15 protein-coding genes and 2 pseudogenes are annotated in these 17,551 nt (G+C 43.1%); 11 read left to right on the top strand and 6 right to left on the bottom strand.

Going from position 1 to position 17,551, the window contains the following annotated elements; translation table 11 throughout:
• Positions 1–227: 227 nt before the first annotated feature.
• From tnpB to L1N85_RS25080, 3 genes and pseudogenes are all read left to right on the top strand, one after another.
• Positions 228–1,326, top strand: a pseudogene (gene tnpB / locus L1N85_RS25090) (IS200/IS605 family element RNA-guided endonuclease TnpB).
• 223 nt (positions 1,327–1,549) lie between these two features.
• Positions 1,550–2,365: an inositol monophosphatase family protein gene (locus L1N85_RS25085; protein ID WP_235241760.1), complete on the top strand. Its 816-nt coding sequence runs from the start codon at positions 1,550–1,552 to the stop codon at positions 2,363–2,365.
• Between the two features lie 125 nt (positions 2,366–2,490).
• On the top strand, positions 2,491–3,003 hold the full coding sequence (locus L1N85_RS25080; RefSeq protein WP_235241759.1) for an acyl-CoA thioesterase: 513 nt from the start codon (positions 2,491–2,493) through the stop codon (positions 3,001–3,003).
• Positions 3,004–3,189: 186 nt separating this feature from the next.
• Here L1N85_RS25080 and L1N85_RS25075 read toward each other — a convergent pair whose 3' ends face one another.
• From L1N85_RS25075 to L1N85_RS25065, 3 genes are all read right to left on the bottom strand, one after another.
• Complete coding sequence (locus L1N85_RS25075; protein ID WP_235241758.1) at positions 3,190–3,330, bottom strand: hypothetical protein; 141 nt, start codon at positions 3,328–3,330, stop codon at positions 3,190–3,192.
• 577 nt (positions 3,331–3,907) lie between these two features.
• The gene (locus tag L1N85_RS25070; RefSeq protein ID WP_235241757.1) at positions 3,908–4,390 is read right to left on the bottom strand and encodes a FixH family protein; all 483 of its coding nucleotides are present in this window, start codon (positions 4,388–4,390) and stop codon (positions 3,908–3,910) included.
• Between the two features lie 18 nt (positions 4,391–4,408).
• The gene (locus L1N85_RS25065) at positions 4,409–5,794 is read right to left on the bottom strand and encodes a PepSY-associated TM helix domain-containing protein (protein WP_235241756.1); all 1,386 of its coding nucleotides are present in this window, start codon (positions 5,792–5,794) and stop codon (positions 4,409–4,411) included.
• A 188-nt stretch (positions 5,795–5,982) separates the two neighbouring features.
• Here L1N85_RS25065 and L1N85_RS28100 point away from each other — a divergent pair.
• Positions 5,983–6,070 (top strand): annotated as a pseudogene (locus L1N85_RS28100) (His/Gly/Thr/Pro-type tRNA ligase C-terminal domain-containing protein); the annotation flags it as partial.
• Positions 6,071–6,555: 485 nt separating this feature from the next.
• Here the strand turns inward: L1N85_RS28100 and L1N85_RS25055 are convergent.
• A complete protein-coding gene (locus tag L1N85_RS25055; protein ID WP_235241754.1) occupies positions 6,556–6,912 on the bottom strand; it encodes a winged helix-turn-helix transcriptional regulator in 357 nt (118 codons plus the stop codon).
• Positions 6,913–7,070: 158 nt separating this feature from the next.
• Between L1N85_RS25055 and L1N85_RS25050 the strand changes: the two genes are divergently transcribed.
• The 6 genes from L1N85_RS25050 (at position 7,071) to L1N85_RS25025 (ending at position 13,325) form a co-directional block, all read left to right on the top strand.
• Complete coding sequence (locus L1N85_RS25050; RefSeq protein WP_235241753.1) at positions 7,071–7,568, top strand: DinB family protein; 498 nt, start codon at positions 7,071–7,073, stop codon at positions 7,566–7,568.
• Between the two features lie 64 nt (positions 7,569–7,632).
• Positions 7,633–8,283, top strand: a complete 651-nt coding sequence (locus L1N85_RS25045) for a hypothetical protein (protein WP_235241752.1) — start codon at positions 7,633–7,635, stop codon at positions 8,281–8,283.
• A gap of 323 nt (positions 8,284–8,606) precedes the next feature.
• Positions 8,607–9,218 carry a Tn7 transposase TnsA N-terminal domain-containing protein gene (locus L1N85_RS25040; protein ID WP_235241751.1) on the top strand — a complete coding sequence of 204 codons (612 nt, stop codon included), beginning with the start codon at positions 8,607–8,609 and terminating at the stop codon, positions 9,216–9,218.
• Positions 9,190–11,154: a hypothetical protein gene (locus tag L1N85_RS25035; protein WP_235241750.1), complete on the top strand. Its 1,965-nt coding sequence runs from the start codon at positions 9,190–9,192 to the stop codon at positions 11,152–11,154. The genes L1N85_RS25040 and L1N85_RS25035 overlap by 29 nt, the downstream gene beginning before the upstream one ends.
• A gap of 16 nt (positions 11,155–11,170) precedes the next feature.
• Complete coding sequence (locus tag L1N85_RS25030; RefSeq protein WP_235241749.1) at positions 11,171–12,142, top strand: ATP-binding protein; 972 nt, start codon at positions 11,171–11,173, stop codon at positions 12,140–12,142.
• A 1-nt stretch (position 12,143) separates the two neighbouring features.
• A complete protein-coding gene (locus L1N85_RS25025; RefSeq protein ID WP_235241748.1) occupies positions 12,144–13,325 on the top strand; it encodes a TniQ family protein in 1,182 nt (393 codons plus the stop codon).
• Positions 13,326–14,456: 1,131 nt separating this feature from the next.
• Here L1N85_RS25025 and L1N85_RS25020 read toward each other — a convergent pair.
• Together L1N85_RS25020 and L1N85_RS25015 are read right to left on the bottom strand one after the other, a co-directional pair.
• Positions 14,457–15,941, bottom strand: a complete 1,485-nt coding sequence (locus L1N85_RS25020; protein ID WP_235241747.1) for an amidase family protein — start codon at positions 15,939–15,941, stop codon at positions 14,457–14,459.
• A gap of 206 nt (positions 15,942–16,147) precedes the next feature.
• Positions 16,148–16,501, bottom strand: a complete 354-nt coding sequence (locus L1N85_RS25015; protein ID WP_235241746.1) for a hypothetical protein — start codon at positions 16,499–16,501, stop codon at positions 16,148–16,150.
• 150 nt (positions 16,502–16,651) lie between these two features.
• Between L1N85_RS25015 and L1N85_RS25010 the strand changes: the two genes are divergently transcribed.
• Positions 16,652–17,521 carry an IS1595 family transposase gene (locus L1N85_RS25010; RefSeq protein ID WP_235241745.1) on the top strand — a complete coding sequence of 290 codons (870 nt, stop codon included), beginning with the start codon at positions 16,652–16,654 and terminating at the stop codon, positions 17,519–17,521.
• Positions 17,522–17,551 lie beyond the last annotated feature (30 nt).

Genomic DNA, 17,551 nt, shown 5'->3' with positions numbered 1-17,551 from the left:
TGGGTATTTTATAGGACGCATCGTTATATTCCTCTTTTTGGCATTATCATACCATATCTAGCCATTCTCTACTATTAGCTTTGAGAGACTACTAGCGAGAAGACCTCTTCCTCAAAAATGAAGTCGTTTTAGGGAGAAGATGAATCGTTTTCTCTAGAAATAGAATGTATGTTCTGGTATAATGAGCGCATACTCTTTTTTGCAAGGAGGCGTCCTAGGTGGCCATTGTGCACAAAGCTTATCGCTATCGTCTATATCCTACTAATGAACAAGCCACGCTTATTCGTAAAACGATCGGGTGCGCGAGATTTGTGTTCAACCATTTCCTAGGGAAATGGAAGGATGCTTACTCATCCACGGGCAAAGGGCTCTCCTATAAGGAATGCTCGGCGGAGATCCCTAGCAAAGCAAACGCATGAATGGCTGAGGGAGGTGGACAGCATAGCGGTGCAGACAAGCGTGCGCCACTTAGCAGATGGGTACGAACGCTGCTTTAAACAACAAAATAATCAGCCCGCATTCAAAAGCAAAGCGAACCCCGTGCAAAGCTACACGACCAAATGCGTGAACGGTAACATTGAGGTGGGAGAGAGGCATATCAAGCTGCCAAAGCTGGGCCTTGTTCGCTATGCGAACAGCCGCGAGCTTAAGGGGCGAATTATAAATGCTGTCGTGCGGATGTCGCCGAGCAGAAAATACTACATAAGCATTCTCTGTGAGGCAGAAGTCACGCCGCTGCCGCCAATCGATCGTGCGGTAGGCGTCGATCTTGGCATCAAGACGTTTGCCGTGCTCTCTGACGGCCCCGCAATCGCGAACCCCAAGTGGCTGCACAAGCGCGAGAAGCAGCTTGCCCGCTTGCAGCGAATCTTATCCCGCCGTCAAAAGGGCAGTCGGCGGCGCGAGAAAATGCGGTTCAAGATCGCACGGTTGCATGAGCGAATAAGCAACATCCGAACAGATTGCCTCCAAAAATGGTCTACCCAGCTGATTCGCGAAAACCAAACGATTGTGCTGGAGGACCTAAACGTGAAAAAACTCATGCATAATAACCCGCTTTCCAAATCAATTGGTGAAGTGAGCTGGTCACGATTTTGCACGATGCTAACCTATAAGGCAGCGTGGTACGGACGGAGCATCGTAAGGGTGGGGAAAACATTCCCGTCGAGTCAGCTTTGCTCGGCATGTGGCGAGCGCAACTCAGAGGTCAAGGATTTGACGATTCGAGAGTGGGTGTGTCCGGTTTGCGGCACGCGCCATGATCGCGACCAAAACGCGGCCCAAAACATTTTGCATGAAGGATTACGCATTCAAGCCTTGGCGTGAGTACCAAAACTACAACCGCGGGAACCGCGGGTCTAGCCTGGTCAAACTACCTGCTGTTAGGCAGGCTTACCCAGGAATCCCCCACCTAAAAACGCATGGGCGTTTAGTTGGGGGTAGTTCAAACCTCTAAGCAATAGTTGCGTAATGAAGCAAAGTACTTGGTCAGAGAAGACCGGGTACTTTTACTATGTTTGGTTAGATATAGTGAATGGGGGTTATAAACATGAGTCAAACAATCTTAAGCGTGGCAAAGGAAGTAGCGATCGCAGCCGCATACGAAGCGGGACGATTAACGAGAGAGCGGTTTGGGACACTTGCTCATTATGAAGAGAAGGATGATCATGGCGATATCGTGACGGAAGTCGATCATATGGCCGAAAGCATTATTTTAGAAAAAATACAACGCGTATTTCCAGAGCATCATATTAGATCGGAGGAAGTTGGCGAAAACGATATTCAGAGCGATTGGATATGGATGGTCGATCCACTCGATGGAACGAACAATTTTGCTGTTGGATTGCCGTTATTCGGCATATCGATTACATTGTTATTTGAGCATATTCCGGTGTTAGCCGTTATCTATGAACCAATGACGGACCATCTGTACGTATCCAGCAAAGATGGAGGGGCCTTTTGCAATGCAAGGCCGATCGCCATGAACCGCGTCAAAGCGATTACGAAAGCAAGGGTAGGCTGGATTCAAGGGCATGCCGTTCAAAATGAGCAGCGCGCAGTGAAGCTGAGGCATTATATTGACGTGAATACGAAACGAATGATGCGTCTTTGGGCGCCAACCTTGCAGTGGTGTATGCTTGCCAGAGGCGATTTGGACGGGATTATCGTATATAATTCGGAAGGGGAGGACTTGTATTCAGGTCTTCTAATGGTGAAAGAAGCTGGCGGCATTGTCATTGATTATGAGGGAACACCTTTTACAGGCATGCGATCGCAGCCTTATTTGATTGCTTGTCATCCCACTCATCAAGATTATTTTTTGAACATGGTTAGAGAAGGTTTAAGCGTTCATACATCGCTATGAAGGATGATATTTCCAATGATTGAGCAAAATAAGAAAATGGATTAAGAAGGTTTTCCGAGAAATTTTCGCCTCAGGCACTATGCTATTTCTTTGGTTAATGATCATTAGGAGCAGGGAGAGAGACGATGGAACAACGTTTTTCGCGTGAATCGAAATGCTACAAAACGGCAAGAGTATTTCCACCTGATGTCAATAATCACAATACTTTATTCGGCGGGAAATTAATGGCCTATATCGATGATATCGCATCTATAGCTGCGACGAAGCATTGCAGGCGATCGGTCGTAACAGCGTCAACGGATTCCGTTGACTTTCTTCATCCAATCCGGCCCACCGACTCAGTATGCTTGGAATCCTTCGTAACGTGGGCTGGCCGAACCTCGGTCGAAGTATACGTGAAGGTAATTAAAGAAGATTTATTAAGCGGGGACAGGAAGATAGCCGCTACCTCGTTTCTAACGTTCGTTGCTCTCGACGAGAATCGCAAGCCGATTCCCGTACCGAGTGTCGTTCCAGAGACGGAGGAGGAGCTTAAGCTATTCGAAACAGCCCCTTATCGAGCAGAGATGCGTAAGCACCGCAGAGATGAAAGTAAGAAACTCGCAGGCTTTTTGACCGTAAAGCATCCGTGGGACTAAATATGATGCGATGGCATGCTCGTGACGTCAGTTGTCGTCATGAGTATGAAAATAGAAGTTTATTTATGACCATATTAATGATGGGCCTGAAAAAAATCCGGCACAAATCCGTCGAGGCGGCGGTACGATGTAACTCGTCCTATAAAGAAAAGGCAACCCGCGATGACGGGGTTGCCTTTTCTTTTTTTAGCAGCTTTTACCGTTGTTTTTTTTCGGTTTCTTTGGAGTAGAACCATTATTCTCAGCGAGCTTTTCGCCAAATTGGTCTAATCGTGACGGACTTGATGCAGGACCATCATTATCCGGTTTATTATTTCTTCCTGTCACATTCATCACCTCCAACGTTCATAGGTTAAACAAGGGAAATCATTTTCATTCAGAATCTAAAAATGAATCCCTTTGGATAATCGATTAAAAGGAGACACCGTATGTCGGCGAGCTCCTTATTTTTTGTTCAGTAGGCCGAATTAATGATCGAATGGGCTGATTATCGGTGAATTTGACGAGAAATCTAACGAAATGATGATGAACTAACATATTATCAATTGCCGATGGGGCGATTGCTCCGCTGGAAGGAGGGACTGCTGGTGCAAACCGCGGTTACAGCGGATCGTTCACAAACTTAGGAATTGGATTCGTGTCGCATCTTATGCCATTCCGTTCTGATCGCCTTCCCTTTTTCTTGATTAAAGTACCAAATGAAGAGGAAGGGGAGAAGGAGATCGAGTTTCACTACTGGATCAATAGTAAGCAAAACATTCAATATGAAAATCTGGTATGTTCAATTTATTCCGTTTACCAAAACGAAAACGGAACTTTTGTTTGCAACTAAGGGACGAAGCATTCAAATGAAAAAGCTGCAAAATCCCCGCCTTATCTTTGAAGGGAGTTGCAGCTTTAAGAATTAATGGTGACCGTTATGGGAATTGTCACTGGATTCTTTAGAGCTCTCCATCTGAATGAGTCGCTCCACAGCTTTTGAACCAACAGCAAACCGCTTGATAGGTAAAACCTTGTCATTCTTCCCACTTATGCTGGATTGAACAAGATAAATACCTTCCATTGTGATGGAATGTGAAACTGAATACACGCCAGGAGACGATTCGGTTGCTTTTACCGTTACGGCAGCTTCTCTGTTTCCTTCTGGCCAAAAAATAAACTCGGCTTGTTCTGCTTTTTCCAATGGTTGATTGTTCTTAAATACCTCAACGGAAAAGTTACTCTTATTGCCTATATCTAGTTGTTTGGGGATATGCAAACCTACAGTAAGATGAGCGGGAAGACCGCTTGCATCAGTTTCAGCTATCTTAGCGGTACAGCCGGATAATAAAACGCCCAAAAACAATATGACTCCCAGCAACGCCATTCGTTGTATATTGATATTCATGATTGGTTTATTCACCCCTTATACCGAAAACCAATGGCGTAATGGCTTTATTTTTCGAATAACAAGCAAATCGAGCAACACAATGATTAGGATGGATAATCCAACTAGCGGCATCATAGCTCCGCAAACAAGCATGATAAGGATTACACCTACTGTGACTTTTGTATTATCAGGTTTGCTCGGAGCGCCCAGTCCTTTCGGCTTTCGCTTGCGCCACATGAAATAAGAGCTGACAGCTGTCAAAATGAGCCCTATACAAGCCATCAAACCCAGCAGTTGATTGGCAAGCCCAAAAAGTCTACCTTCATGGAAGGCTATGCCGTATGATATGGCGTTTGCCATGATACCGTAATCCGCAAAGCGGACGTCGGTTAGAACTGCACCACTATATTGATCTAAATGAAGGGTAGCATTATTGCCTGGCTTTACATGTGCAGTCGAGACAGTGTACACCCCTGTTTTGCCTTTGGGCATCGTAATTGTGTAGGGTTTTGCAACGTTTTTATCGTTAACAATTCCCGCGATATCGTCAACACCTAATGGAACGTATCCACCTGCGGCGGATAGAGGTACCGGAAGATTCTCAGCTGCCCATGGCAAGTCTTCCGCAATATCTTTTGCAACCGTAACTGATTTAGGCTTTTCACCAAAGCTATAGGCAAAAGGGGGGGCGTTCGTATTCGTCGAATTGGCCAGCTTATCAATCTGTTCTCCCATAATACCCGACCAAGGTAACCCGCTAGCGATAATGACAAGTAATACAAGGGAGAGCCAAAATGCCGGTACAGCATGCAGATCGCGCCAGAATAGTCGACTTCCCGGCTTACTAAGCCTCGGGAGAACTGTCCCCCAAATGGAAGACTTGTTGCGCGGCCACCATAGATACAAGCCGGTTAATAACAATATGACAGCCCAACATGCTGCCAATTCAACAAGACGATTAGCAAATGTCCCACCAATAACGTGCTCACTGTGAAGTTTCTTAAAAAATGCAGAGAAAGTCTTGTCGCTATTTAACGTTCCGAGCACATTTCCATTGTAAGGATCAACATACATTGTTGTTGGTTTCCCGCTCAAGTTAACCGACATTTTATAACTAGAGTCCTTCGTATTCGGGAGCGTAATGGAGGAGACCTTTAGGCCAGGATAGTCTTTCTCCGCTTTTTCAATAATAGTCGCTGGAGACAATGGGGTTGTCCCTACCTCGCGTACAACAAGCATATCCTTGTAAAGATACCCCTCAATTTGAGGTTTAAACAAATAAACAGCACCGCTGAAAGCTAAAATGATCAGAAAAGGAGCAAAAACTATCCCCGCATAAAAGTGCCATCTCCAAACTGACTGGTATATGGCTTGACGCAAACCTGATGATTTATCCGCTTGTTTTATTAACTCAGCACTCAATCCAAAAACCTCTTCCCTTAACAGAATTCATATCTTCCATATTATATCGTATGGATCACTACAGTTGAATGACCCGATCGAGCTATACTCAAGCTATAGATGTGAACAAAGATTGATAATATAAGAGAGAAGAAGGCTTATTTGAGGGTCCCCAGTAAAAAAGAAAGTATCAAGTCACCTAATGGAAACAAAACGAAAAATTGGGTTATAAAATCCGTGAGGCTCCGTTGGAGAAAGTTCCCTATATGCTTGTACTCGGAGAAAACGAAACAGCCTTCGGAGTGCCGTCAGGTAACGTGGCGAAGGAGACCTTGGGATTAAAAAATGTGGAGGAGGAATTCATTGATCAAATTTCCAAAGAAATTCGTGAGAAAAAGTGATGGCAAGGGGATCCGCTTGTCGCCAGAAGAATTAACTTAGCACCAAAATTCAATGAGGCTTCGGAGTACAACCGATAGCCTCATTGAACTTTCTATGACGAACTAATTTAAATGTCCAATGACATAAAACTATATTCATAGAATTCCTATTAATTATTGCATTAATAGACTCAATGAGGATACTTTCTTGTCAATAAATTTTGACAGAAAAGTATCCTCATTTTCTGCAAATGACATAAACATGATATCATAAAACATAAAATCACTCAGGAAAATCTCAGAGTGACTCTCTTTAGATTGTGAAAATTAGAGTTGTATACAAACTTGGAGATACGAATGTGGCAGAATAGTTATACAAGATTTAGAAAGTTACAAACAAATTTACCTCGAAGCTACGTTCGTTTCGTTAGAATTGTTCACCATCGCTTGATAACCTAATCCCCATTCTGCCATTGCATCAATAATTGGTCTGAGAGTATTACCCAAATCAGTAAGAAAATATTCTACTCTTGGCGGAACCTCTGCGTATACCTTGCGTCCTATGATTCCATCATCCTCCATTGAACGTAAATTTTGTGTCAATACCTTCTGGCTAACACCCGATATTCCATTTCTAAGTTCACCAAATCGTTTTGTACCACTCAATAATTCACGAAGGATTAGAGTTTTCCATTTATTGCTTATTAAACTAACAGTAGTTTCTACGGGGCAAAGAGAGAGTTCTTTTTTTGTAATCATAAAATGACCTCCAATAGTTACTTAAAGGTACCTATACAACTTTAAGGTGCCTTCTTCACAACAGATACTAACGGTTATATCATAAGTTTATGATTCCAATGACGACATGTCCAGTGGATTTATGTCGCAATGAATTAACCTAATAGGAGGATGAAAAAATGTATAATACGATCAATGAATTTATTGAGGAGTGGAGAAGCGAAGGAGCCTCTACTCAAAAGTTGTTGGATGCTTTGACGGATTCATCGCTTGGGCAACAAGTTTCACCGAACGACCGTACTTTGGGGAGAATTGCATGGCATGTTGTAACAAGTATTCCTGTTTCGGTCTTTGGACTTACTGCTGAAGTGGCACAAGACTCTGTTACAATCCCATCTACAGCAAAGGAAATTGCTGAGAGCTTCCAAAAAATCCGTACCGCAGTATTGGACACCGTGAGCACACAATGGACGGATGCTTCCTTAAATGAGGTCCGCAGTGTGTTTGGGATGGACATGCCACTGGCAGTATCACTTCCATTGGTCATCAAGCATCTCATTCATCATCGGGGGCAAATGACTGTACTTATGCGTCAAGCGGGACTAAAGGTTCCTGGAGTGTACGGACCTGCTCGCGAAGAGTGGGCTGCGATTGGATTGGAAGCTCCCAAAGTGTAAAAAGTTCGATAAAGAAGAATGATCCCGATTATCACAAATTGTTTGATTAATGGAGGAAACCACTATGAGCACACAGACCATCACTTACGATCTCGGGACGCTGCCAGAAGGAGCCCGACCTCAGTCCGTGACCGCCAGCCCGATTACAGTGGACGGGCGGCAGGCATTGCGCGTTACGCTGACAGATGAAGCTTCAAAAGGCGAACCCAACGTTGATTTCGTCGATATGCCGACATTCTTGATGATTCCTGCAGATTTCAAAAACGGAACTATATCGGTAAACTTGTTCAGCAAGTTACGAGACGATGCTCCGCCTTATGCACGCGGGTTCGCAGGCTTGGCATATCGCATAAGCGATAGCGGGGATGTCTTTGAAGCAGTCTACCTTCGTCCGTTAAACGGCTTAAAGACAAATCCCGAGTCGCCTCGCGACAAGCGTGCCGTCCAGTATTTCGCATACCCTGATTGGCGGTACGAACGTCTGAGACAGGAATACCCAGACGGTCGTTTCGAGGCGGGAGCGAACATTGGACCTGCCGAATGGGTTAATCTCACGCTGGAAATTGACGAGACCCATCTGACGGTATTTGTCGATGGAGCCGAGTGTCTTTCATTAGACAAGACTAAGGCGGAGGTAACCACGGGAAATATTGGTCTGTTCGTAGACATTGGGACCGAGGCTTTCTTTTCTGAGCTTCGGATCACACTGCGTTGACACCCTCGAAACGTAAAAGACGTTAAGCTAACGAATACGTTAATTCAATGACAATAGCGGCAGACTAAGACTTTTTCAAGTCTTAGTCCGCCGCTGTTTGAATTTTGGTCCAGACTAATACTGGACACTTTGACTTTAGATTTCATAAATCGGCAAAAGAAGTGCATTTTCATCAAAGGATTCGACAAGAAGGTTATAGAAGAAAGATGTATAGATTTGGCTTATTATGTCAATGAGAGAAGTGATTTAATATCTATACGCCTCTTCAAATAAAACGAAGCAGTCGGTATGGAAACAATTACTGGGAAGCTTTCAGTGTAAAAATGAATCGAACAGTTCGTATGTTCAGTGATCTTGAGTATGATCACTGGATACTAGTCGAGGGCGACCCAGATATTGTCTGCTTTTGTGAGCAACCTAAACAAATACAAGTCCAAATAGACGGGAGCATTGTTGAATCGATACTGGACATGTGGATTCAAAGAAAGGAAGGGGCCGAGCTCTTTGTAGAAATTAAATATGCTGCTGAACTTGACCCGAAGCATAGGAATTTCTCCGAAAGATCATTCAAACAAACAAAGGCACAACAGAAGTGGTGTGAGGAAAACGGGTTCAAATATGAGATAAGAACCGATAAAGAAATACGCGTGAATCCTGTGTATTTAGATAATTTAAAAATGATACTGCCGTATGTACGACAACGAGCAAAACCAATCGAGACTGACTACCATCGGATATTAACACTCCTGAAGAAATCTCCAAGTACACTCCTTCAGATGGAGCAATACTTTCTAGACATCCCTAAGCAGCGAATTCGAGAAGCCATCTGCCGAATGATCTATACCGGTACGATACGTTCAAATATTGATACGGCTCCGTTTAATAACAACACGGAGGTGTGGATTAATGACCAAACAGAGATGGATAGAAAATGAGAACATCGATCCTGTTTATCTGGATATCACGACTTGGCCAATCGTACATGAAGATAAACTGGATCCCAAAGATCGCGAAATATTTTTGACAAGAAAAAAAGCAGTTGAGCTTTACATGAAAAATAAACAATCCATCGAAAGTATTTGTGAAACCACAGGATTAGACCGAAATGTTATCCGTAAATTTGTGAAACGCTGTTTGTCGCCAGATCATCATGGGGGAATATGGGGATTTCGCGGACTTATCCCCCGGAAGCGATTAAAAGCATACGATCGTAAATCCCTTCCCGTACTTTCAGATTATACTAGCTCCACAAGTTTTGTCGGTTCATTTTCACTCCTTCTCAAGAGTAATCCTTCAATTCAAGAAGCCATCGATAACCTTTATCTTGGCAGAAACAAAAAAGAAGTCAGAAGTCCGGTTATCAAGGTTAAAGAGCTTCACAAGAAGTTTTTAGAATTATGCACCGCAGCCGGAATAAAACGTGACCAATATCCCTTCATTACGGATGACCTTGGAAGAAGATCATTATATCGCTATGTTAAGGAATTAGAGCAACTCCATTTTGGGGAAGCATCAAAACGATATGGTGTGGAAACTGCTCAAAAGGCGAGGCACACGGGACGAGGTCGACAAAATGAACCGATGATTGTCAGGCCATTGAAGCGAGTGCAATTTGACGGACATCGAATCGATTGTTCAATAGCGATTGTTTTTCAAACCCCTGAAGGGGATGAGATTGTAGAAGTCTTGGATCGTTTATGGCTTTTAGCACTTATTGATGTAGCAACCCGGGTAGTACTTGGATACCATATCAGCTATAACAAGGAATATTCTGCCGGCGACGTTTTACATTGCTTTAAAAATGCAGTCATGCCAAAAGTTCGTAAGGATCTGACCATTCCCGGCTTGCAATACGACCCTAATGGAGGATTTGCTTCCGAACTTTTTGCGGAATTAGAATGGGCGTTGTGGGATGAATGCTTATTTGACAATGGAAAAGCTAATTTAGCCAATCAAGTTAAAGATCGCTTAAATCGAATCATTGGGTGTTCAGTTAATGCTGGTCCTGTTGCATTACCGACGAGGAGAAGCTATATTGAACGTTTCTTTGGAACCCTTGAGGAGTATGGGTATCATCGGATGATAAATACAACCGGAAGCAATCCCAAAGACCCGCGGCGAAAAAATCCAGAGGATGCTGCAGTAAAATTTAGAATTAGCGCAGATCATTTGGAGCAATTAACGGATGTACTTATTTCAAATTATAATGGTACACAAAATGAGGGGATAAATAATTTGACTCCACTCCAATGTTTGGGACAGCGCCTTTCACGTGGGATGTATCCACGAGTAATGCCTGAAGAAAACAGACAAGAAGTCGTCTTTCTTTCCCTGTCGGCTAGAAGAGTCGTTCAAGGAAACATCAAAGAGGGGAAGAGACCTTTTGTTTATTACGAGGGAGCTGAATATCGTAATGATGTACTATCACGCAGTCCGGGATTAATTGGTACACAATTAGACTTGCTAATAAATACAGATGATCTCCGGGTTATAAGGGCATTTTTACCCGATGGTAGTGAGTTCGGTACCCTTACGGCAAATGGAAAATGGGGAGTAACACCGCATTCACTACAAGTAAGGAAGCAGATCAACAAATTAAGAAAGCTGAAACTGCTCCATTATACCGCTCAGGATGATCCAATCGATTGTTATCATCGATATTTGCAGGAGCAAGCTAAAACGAATCGTACAGCGCGCAACCGGTTAGCAGCACTGAATCGTAAGACATCTACTGTAAAGGTAACCAAGGATGAGGAAAGGGGACAGAATAACCATTCCACTCCAGAAGTTCATCCTTTAGAAATAAACCAAAACTCTGTAATTCAAATAAATGAAATAAATCGTAAACGGTTCCGAACCCTAACTTTTTAATAGGTGGTGAATCAATTTGAACTCTAACGAAAGACCATTTGTCCCTAAAGGGAGTCATCCGATCGAAACGGGTAGATATTTAATTCCTACAAATGAAATCGTTCGAATGCATAATACGGTAGTGCAGTGGATTGACAATCGATCACCTGGGGGTATGATTTATGGCAGACCACGAATCGGAAAGTCAAGGGCAATTAATTACTTAATGTTTGATCTCCCAGCGGAATTTGGAAAGAATTTACCCATATTTAAAATGTGCTGCCGGCAATATAATCGTCCAAGTGAAAGCAGCTTCTTCGAAGACTTATTGAATGATGTAGGACACGCGCTTCCTTTTAGCGGAAAAGCAAACTTAAAGAGGGATCGTCTGTTTAGGTTTTTTTTGGAAAGAGCAGAACGGGCTGCGCAAAAAAGAATCATCATATTTATCGATGACGCTCAACGATTGCATGAAATTCAATATGGCTGGTTAATGGACATTTATAATGAACTGGATAATGCCGGCGTGAGTATGACAGTTATTCTTGTAGGTCAAGAAGAATTAATACACCAACGGAGTTCCTTTATCCAATCAAGAAAAGCACAGATCATTGGACGGTTTATGATTCACGAGTATAAATTTACAGGGATTAAAAGCGTTTCGGATATGACCACCTGTTTATCAGGGTACGATCATTTGTCTGAATATCCTGAAGGTAGTGGATGGTCGTTTACCCGATATTTTTTCCCGGAAGCATTTGAAAAGGGATATCGATTAGAAAACTGTGCCCAGGATCTTTTTGAAGTTATAACAACACTAAGAAATGAAGCAGGTCTAAAGAAATCGGCAGATATTCCTATGCAATATTTTACATTAGCAGTAGAATACGCCTTACGAAGATTTGGCATTAATGGGGAAGATGTCGGTTGGTTGAACCGGGCCCATTGGAAACAAGCGGTGATAAATTCGGGTTATATTGAAGCTGAGACATACCAGGACGTGGTATAATGTGATTCAAAATCGTATTTATGTTTACCGAGTAAAAGAGAAAGAAAGGCGTTTTACATGGAACCCCGGTTGGATTTCACCGTTTGAATCCATGTGGGGTGTTTTTGAAAAATTTAAATATGCAAACTGTGCAACTGTAAGGAATCTCCTTCAGATATTTGGAACTGACGATGTGAAAAGCATCAAGTCTCATAACATCGGCAGGATTCACAGAGACTTTTTAAACCTTTGCAGTTTTAAAGATGAAGAAATGACAAACGCTTTTGGAATTCCAATAAAACAAATTAATGAAGAGAATGTTCAAAGATTATTTTATCTAATCCCGAAACGACCGCATAACAGTAAATCATTTTGCAGAGATCATTTACACTATTGCCCGGAATGCATCAAAAATGGATTCCATAGCTTATTTCATCAATTTAAACTTATTAACGAATGTCCGTATCACCAAATCCCATTGCTTCATTGTTGTCCGGAATGTAATCGGATAATGCCATTTGAACTTTCAGATAATTATTCGAAAGCACCTTTTCAATGTATTTGTGGTCACTTTTTTATGGATATGAAGAGAGCTAGTTTCACAAATACATGGCGACAGATATCATTAGCTGAAATAAAATCGGACCAATTGAAGATGTGGATTAACTTAAATGAAGAACAAATTTCAAGATTGAATAATATTTATCTGCCTCACGAACTTGATGTAGAACATTACCCGGAGGCATTAGATCATATTTTGTCTATAATAATTGATGGATACCAGCCCAAACAAACACCATTACATAATGTTGTGAAGTCCTCAAATTATATCCATAATTTGGTTGGTGAAAGTGAAAAGACCGAGAGAGCAGGGCATTACTATATTCGCAAAGTCGGATTATTTGATGAAATTTACAATTCGTCGGTAAAGACGTTATTTAGTATTTTTTCGCACGTAAGAAACAAAATTTTAAAGGAGCATAAGAAGTGTATAAAGGAGTTTTCAAGAAAGGGTAAAACCATATGTCCTTATGGACTCGCTTACGTTCACTGGGTACAATATATTTTGGGATATGAAGATCGATGGATAGTTAACCGTGCAAGATCTTACAGAAAATACTCTGAAAGTATTGAGTTTGCTTCGAAACAAGACGATAAATTCTTATCAGATCTTTTTCATGACATGATTTATCATGTTAGATAAGACATTACTTATGATAGCCGAGCTGCGATAAAATGGATTTTTAATCGGATAATGGCTCATTTAATAATGAATCATCTAAGAAATTGGCTGAGCAAATCCGAAGAAGCCGCACGAGAGAGATGGATATATACCCGAGTACCTTTCGGATTAAAAAATCTTCCATTTTACATTGCAGTTGTCCCCAAAAACAGGGATGAACCGCTCGAGTTTCATTGGTGGGATCATCCGGATAAACAAAACGAATTCGATTTCTGGTGTCCATTTCAAAAGAAAAATGACAAAATATTGTTATCATAAATTGGATCTTATGAGACTTCTTTTTGTCAAAGAAAACAATGATATATGTTTTACGTCACGTATGATAACAGTTTAATGTCATTAGACAGTAACATTACCCAGATCGGAATTGTTAATTAAACTACTGTATACTTTTGCACAAAACTCGTATTTTGTACATATGTATGTAAATCAATTCAATCCCTTATAGGGATACTGCCAACTGTCTAATGACACAAATACACCCTCAATGATGACTCAATGATACTCCCATTTAATTTTTTGACACAATAATCCCTCAATCGATTTCTTTGATTGCGGGATTATTGTGTCATCATCCGATTATTTGTAAGACCGTAACCTTCAACTAGTGATTGTTTATCCCAAGTCTAAATCGCATGCTCATGTTTTTTCAACTATCGATAATGTCCCTTGGCCTATAGCGGGAATGCTTATTCCTATCTTACCAAGTTTTCGAAATAGCATGACAAGCCCCCTTAAGTCGATAAAGTTCATCCATATTCTAACATTCATATGGGCGGTTGTTGTTTTACTGTTCGTACCGGTGATCCCGATAAGCTTCAATTCACGACTCGGATAACCGTGGAAATGTGTGGAAAGTACCGCAAGAGCGTGTCGCGAATCCTTCACGATCATTTATCGTTGCCGATCATATCGGCAGCCACGTCCAGGTTACAAATTCGACTATCGTATCCCGTTTGCTTAATCAGATAACCGGTCAGCTATTTCTCCCAATATTCGATCTACAATGATTGAGACTAACATTCCCCTTTAGCTTAATAAAGGGAATTGACGAAGCAAGCCTTTCTGTTCTCCCAATGACAGAATTCGAGACTATACCGGCTCGGTAGGCGCAAAACGGTATTTGCTCGCTTGTTCGTAGGCGTAAGCAAGTCGGAAAAGCAAGGGCTCGCTGTAGGCGGTTCCAACGAAAGTGATTCCTTGCGGCCCTTTTGTCGTGTAGCCACCTTCGGCGATGATGCCTGTCTCTGCGTACCCGCCAGGCACGGTAATGGCAGGATAACCCGCGCGCGCGGATAAATCGAGCCCTTCCTCGTTGCCAAGGAACAGCAACGCGTCCAGCCGATATTCGCTGATAGCGTGATCAATGCCTTGGTCCCGAGACAGTTCACGGTTAAGGCGCAAACTCTCAGTGTACACCGGTTCAGTCAATGTTCCACTTGTTCCATTCGACCAGATCAACGTGTCTTGCCCATATTTCAGCGCGACGTCGCAATTCGCTTCGTTATAGGCGATAAGTTCATCTAACGAACGAACGGAAGCGCCGGAGCCTGCTTTGTCCAGATAATTGTTCAGCCCTTTTTTGAACTCAAACCGCATCACATCCCAGTCCCACTTCGCACTTTCGCAAGGCAATGCTACCGGGTCGACGACTATCGCCCCGCATTCCTTGAACAAGGTGATCGCCCTCTCGATAATCTCCGCCCGAGCTTCATCCAATCCTCGATAATAATGCCGTGGAACGCCAATTCTTGCGCCTTGCAAACCATTCGCGTCCAAGAAAGTCGTATAATCCGTATACGCTATTCTCCCATTCTCTTGCATGGCCGTATCTTTTGGATCCGCCGCCGTCATGGCGCCGAGCAAGATCGCGGCATCCCTGACAGTACGCGTCATCGGACCGGCGGAATCTTGGCTATGTGTAATCGGAATGATTCCTGAATGGCTTACGAGCCCGATAGTCGGCTTTAGGCCGACAAGTCCGTTTTGCGAGGATGGGCTGATGATCGAACCTGAAGTTTCTGTGCCAATGGCGGCAGTACACAGATTCGCGGCAACCGCCACTCCAGAGCCCGAACTCGAGCCGCCCACGAACAACTCGCCGGGACCGTAAGGATTAAGTGTTAGGCCGCCCCTGGAGCTATACCCCGCCCACATCGTGCTTGACATGAAATTAGCCCACTCCGTCATGTTTGCCTTGCCGAGGAATACAGTTCCCGCAGCCCTTAATTGCGCGGCCACGGCCGAATCCGTCTGAGCGAAATGTTCCGCAAGAGCCACCGAACCTGCACTAGTATGCATGCGGTCGCCTGTATCGATATTGTCCTTGAGCAAAATCGGGATGCCATGAAGCTGTCCGCGAGATCCGCGTTCCCGCCGCTCCGCGTCAAGTGCCTTCGCGACCGCTATCGCGTCCGGGTTGACTTCCAGCACCGCTTTCAGCTTTGGGTTGAGTCGTTCGATCCGTTCCAAATACCAGTGAACGCAAGCCTCCGACGATAACTCACCTGATTCCATCGCCATCTGCAACGATACGATGTCTACCTCTATTAATCTTTCATTTATAGTTCTGTCCATTTAGAGAGACGCTCCCTATTAGCAATTTTCTGCTTAGGATGTGTTCGACGAACGGAGCTGAAGTCCTTCCTGCCCCATGGCCAATCCAATCGCTCCAGCGAGATTGCATTTCTTTATAAACTATAGCTAAAGTTTCGTACTATCCTGCCCGTTAGAGCTTAAAGCCCAGTGCCAGTCTAGAACATTATTTTTTACGGACATCATGGTTATGTATCCAACATATCCCACTCATCTCCAAGTACCCAACGTAATGCAGAAAGCTTGCCATTAATCATTCCCCACTCAAAGTCATCCCAGGGTCCTAGATGTTCTAAGCCAATTCTTTCTTCAACCCTAGCCGCTGCTCTGAGTGCTCCTTCCCAAACATTACGTTGAATTGGTCGAGTAGCATGATCTTTTATCGGAAAGGTCTCCTTCTCGACAATTTTAATAATACCTTCCTCAATTTTTTCCCGTAGAGCCTGATGACGGTTATACCAAACCTTTGTAACAAGCTCATCAATAGCTTCGATGATCTCGGTCAGTCTCCTTGGTTCCTCTGACCAATTATGTTCAATCATTAGGTCATCAAACTGTTCTGGCTCGATGTGCTGAAGCGCTTCACTCAGTGTAATAAAATAATATGGCTCTCAAGTTAGCTCAGAAACACCTTGTTGTACGAACGTATGTTTGATAAAATAAAAACAAACATACGTTTGGAGATGATTGATATGGCGAAGCAAGAGACTCTGACTTTCACTAAGTTCCAACAGAGATTCGATTCAGAAAAAGCATGCCACGATCATTTATTTCAACTCAAATGGTCGAATGGATTTTGCTGTCCGAATTGCCAGCATCACGAGTATTTTGAAATTTCGATACGGACGCTTCCTCTTTTTCAATGCAAAAAGTGCAACCATCAAACGACCGTCACGGTTGGCACGATATTCGAGAAAACGCGAACGCCACTTCGCAAATGGTTCACAGTAATTTACTGGGAGGCCCAGGATAAGCGTGGTGTCTCAGCGGTGTTCGTTGCACGCGAACTTGAAGTCAGCTATCCGACGGCCTGGTTAATGCTGCACAAAATCCGTAAGGCGATGGCTGACCGCGATGAAGGTTATGTGTTGTCAGGCCTTGTGGAGATTGATGATTTTTACATTGGTGCCCCGACTGAGAACGGCAAGCGCGGACGCGGCACCGATAAAAACCAGGTGCTTGTTGCCCTTTCAAAAAATGAGAAAGGGCATCCGTTGTATGTCAAAATGGAAGTCATTGTTGATATGAAAAGAGAAACCGTTGAGACGTTTGTCAAAGAAAATATTGAAACCAACTCTACCCTTATCGCGGATGGACATCGGACGATCCCAACGTTGAAAGATAACTATACCATTGAAGCTAAGAAATATAATGCAAAGGAAGATCCTGAACATCTCAAGTGGGTGCACACGCTGATCTCTAACCTCAAATCCTTTGTACTCGGTACTTTTCACGGTCTTGATTCCCGTCACCTGCAAAGTTATTTAGACGAGTTCTCGGTTAAACACCCTTATTGTGGACACTGCACCTCTTATTCGATATCGATCGTAGAATTGCTTTAATTTGCTGCCATTTACTCTAAAATGAACGTT

This window comes from Paenibacillus alkaliterrae, assembly GCF_021532375.1.
Lineage (GTDB): Bacteria > Bacillota > Bacilli > Paenibacillales > Paenibacillaceae > Pristimantibacillus > Pristimantibacillus alkaliterrae.
This window is presented reverse-complemented; position numbering and strand designations above follow the sequence as displayed.